General features: G+C 37.7%; 4 protein-coding genes. 3 read left to right on the top strand and 1 reads right to left on the bottom strand.

The window, feature by feature from the left end; translation table 11 throughout:
- The first annotated feature begins 388 nt into the window (after nucleotides 1-388).
- The 3 genes from H5T41_10895 (at nucleotide 389) to H5T41_10885 (ending at nucleotide 2854) form a co-directional block, all read left to right on the top strand.
- Nucleotides 389-721 (top strand): hypothetical protein, encoded by a 333-nt coding sequence (locus H5T41_10895; GenBank protein ID MBC7109264.1) that lies wholly within the window; start codon nucleotides 389-391, stop codon nucleotides 719-721.
- 222 nt (nucleotides 722-943) lie between these two features.
- The gene (locus tag H5T41_10890) at nucleotides 944-1492 is read left to right on the top strand and encodes a stage II sporulation protein M (protein ID MBC7109263.1); all 549 of its coding nucleotides are present in this window, start codon (nucleotides 944-946) and stop codon (nucleotides 1490-1492) included.
- Nucleotides 1493-1564: 72 nt separating this feature from the next.
- A complete protein-coding gene (locus H5T41_10885) occupies nucleotides 1565-2854 on the top strand; it encodes an ATP-binding protein (GenBank protein MBC7109262.1) in 1290 nt (429 codons plus the stop codon).
- A gap of 4 nt (nucleotides 2855-2858) precedes the next feature.
- Here H5T41_10885 and H5T41_10880 read toward each other — a convergent pair.
- Nucleotides 2859-3314, bottom strand: a 456-nt coding sequence (locus H5T41_10880; protein MBC7109261.1) for an NAD-dependent epimerase/dehydratase family protein, incomplete at its 5' end; no start/stop codon positions are given.

The following is a 3314-nucleotide window of genomic DNA, read 5'->3' as shown; positions in this document are numbered from 1 at the left end:
TAACCAAAAATTAATTTATAAATCTTTCGATGCTTTTCGTATTGGATTTTATGGAAAATTTAGGATGTTAAACTGTTCTAAAAAGCTGAGAACGGGGGCAATTTAATATGGAAGGAGAACACGTTAGAACAAGAGGGGGGAAGTTAGGGATTTTGGTTCCAGAAATTTCCATGAAAATACCCTCTCAATAAAAAACATAAAATGTTGTGGAGTAGCAGAATAACTTACGCAGTTTGCTAAATATTTGTTAAATTGGAGATGTTCGAATATTGATTAAAGATTTTTGGCTATTATTCAACTCATATTCAAAACTCAATGAGTGGTAATCAACTTTTTCTCGAAAAACTTTTTATTATAGTTGTTGGATTATTATAATTGGTGGTAATCTATGTGGAGGAAAGCACTTGCTTTGGGGTTAGTGTTGATGGTGTTTGGGATAGTATTTGAAGAGATGACTAACCACGCAAATTATGCAATCCACAAGTATAATAGTGCAAAAGAAAAATATCACCGTTATATGGACTTGTCCAGAAAATCATTATTAGATGGCAACGATAGAATGGCAGATTATTATAAATCACTAGCAGAGGAATATAGTTCAGAAATGAATCTTTATCTAACTTGGATTAGCATGTTGGGGGCTGCAGCTCTTGCTGGCGCTGCTAGTGGGAATCCAGCTGGATTAGGAGTTTCAGCATTGGCATTAGCAGGCCTTGCATAGGAGTGAGGAAATATGGATGCTAATTACATTTTGTTCGTTTTGTTTACAATTTTAGTTTTTTTGATTGGGATTATGCAAACAAAGCGGGTGAGTAAATATCACCATTATATGGAGCTTTATAGAGAAGCACTGAAAGAAGGGGATGAAAAAAAGGCAAAAATCTACAAGTCATACGCTGAAGAATATTCACACTGGTGGTTTATTAGATAGGAGAGTGAAATAATGAGGATTTTTTATAAACTTTTAATTTTTTCGACATTTCTCTTCTTAATTGGGGTTTTTCTTGGTTTTAATTCATTGAATGCACCTAAGAGTGAAAACATGTTCTGTATTTATGAAAAACAAAATGAAATAGTACCAAACTTCAGATTTCTTTTTATAAATAATTTGAAAGTTATTCTCATTCTATCCTTTGGTGGTGTTTTGACTTTTGGTGGGTTGAGTATTTGGAGTTTGATATTTAATGGGATTCCTTTGGGGTTATTTTTACATTCTTCATGGATCCTGCGCCATGTGGGTGAACTTAAAACATTCTTCCTTCTTATCTTCCCCCATGGCATTTTTGAAATTCCGGCTTTAATTATTGCTGGATCTGCAGGCCTTAAAATTCCCTATGAACTCTTGAGGTTTGCCTTGGGCAAAAAGAAAGAAATGATTACAGAAGAGGATGCTAAAGAGTTCTTTAAACTTGTGGGAATATCAATAGCTTTAATACTCATTGCAGCCATAATAGAAAGCAAAATAACACTAAAACTGGCTGAGAAACTGTGATGATCACACATTATTTCCGCTGGACTATTAATAGTACAAACATTTATAAAGTATTAGTACTATACATAGTACATGATATCAAAAGAAGTCTGGGGTAGGATAATAAGGGACTACCTTGAGTGGGATGTTAAACTTGTTGAGCGAAATATAAATTACAGCATACCTAAGGTCCAAAGAGCTTTGGTCATTATTGGGCCACGAAGAGCTGGAAAAACTTATTTCATGTTCCAGATAATTAAAGAACTTTTAAAACAAGGGGTTAGGAAAGAAGAGACGATCTACATTAATTTGGAAGATCCCAGGATAATAGATACTACTTTGGATGATTTATTGGACCTCTTGGATGTCTATTATTCCCAATTTCCTGAAAATGTAAAGGGACATAACTACTTTTTCTTGGATGAAATTCAAACAGTTAAAAATTGGGAAAAGTTCGTGAGGTTCTTACTTGATAAAAATCAGCGGGTGATTGTTTCAGGTTCTTCCTCCACGCTTTTATCAAAAGGAATAGCAACTGAACTGAGAGGGAGGAGTGTTCCTATAAGGGTTTATCCCTTTTCATTCAGGGAGATACTGGTTTCTCATGGGATAAAGGTTGATAGATTCTACTCCACTTATGAGGAGGCTAAGATCAAGAAGCTGCTCAGGGGGTATCTCGTTTGGGGAGGCTATCCCGAGGTCATATTGGACTTTTCTCTCAGAAGGGAGATTCTTCGAGAGATAATTGACTTGACGATCTACAAGGATATCGTTGAGCGGTGGGGAATCGTCAATATCAAGGCATTAAAGCTCCTTTTCAGGATGCTTGCGTTTTCCACTCACCTTTCCATTTCCAAGGCATACAAAAACTTGAAGGGGATCGGCATTAACGTAGGAAAGACAACGGTTGCAAACTACTTAGAATTTCTGGAAGACTCTCTTGTGTTCTATCCCCTCAGGGCTCTAATAAAGTCATACAAGCTTCAGGAGCTGTACGGGTTCAAGCCCTATTTGGTGGACAACGGACTCTTGACAAGTCTAGGCGTCCAAGATGAGGGGAGATTGTTAGAAAACTTGGTCTTTACCGAACTTTTAAAGTCTGACTTGGAGCCGAATAGAGACGTATTTTACTACCGAAGAAGGGATGGAAAGGAAGTGGATTTTGTTATACTGGAGAAAGGAAGGGTAAAGCAAGCAATTCAGGTTACTTATGAGCTCAATGAAAGCAACTATGAAAGGGAAATTCCTGCCTTGATCAGGGCTTCAAAAGAGCTCAATTGCAGAGACCTGCTTCTCATAACATGGGATCAGGAGGAGACAATTAAGAAGAAAGGGAAGGAAATCAAAGTTATGCCCCTGTGGAAGTGGCTCCTCTCCAAATAGAAAATTATTCTTTACCCAATAACTCCCTAACCGTTTTTTCCACCGCTTGGTAGCTGTTCATCTTTGGCTTCCAGCCCTTTGCTTTGGCCTTCTCTATGCTTAGGAGCATAATCTTAACATCTCCCTTCCATCCTCGTCCTCCATTCACACCGCCGGTAAAGTAGAATTCTGGATTTAGGCCCATTTCCCTGCTCACTATCTCCGCTATCTCTGTAACCGTGATCCAATCTTCACTGCCGATATTATAAGCATCGTAGATCTTTTCCTCCTTTAAAAACTCTTTAAATAAATAAAGCATGGCCGCAACGGTATCGCTAACGTGGAGGTAGCTCTTTCTCTGTGTTCCATCGCCTAAAATCTCCAATCTGTTTGGATTCTTCTTGAGTTTGTTTATGAAATCATAGATAACTCCATGGTTTGACCTCTTCCCTATTATATTTGCCAGCCTGAAGACCACGGC

It is taken from the genome of Methanomassiliicoccales archaeon, from assembly GCA_014361295.1.
Classification (GTDB): Archaea; Thermoplasmatota; Thermoplasmata; order Methanomassiliicoccales; family JACIVX01; genus JACIVX01.
Note: the sequence above shows the minus strand (reverse complement) of the source record. Positions and strands in the feature narration are given on the sequence as shown.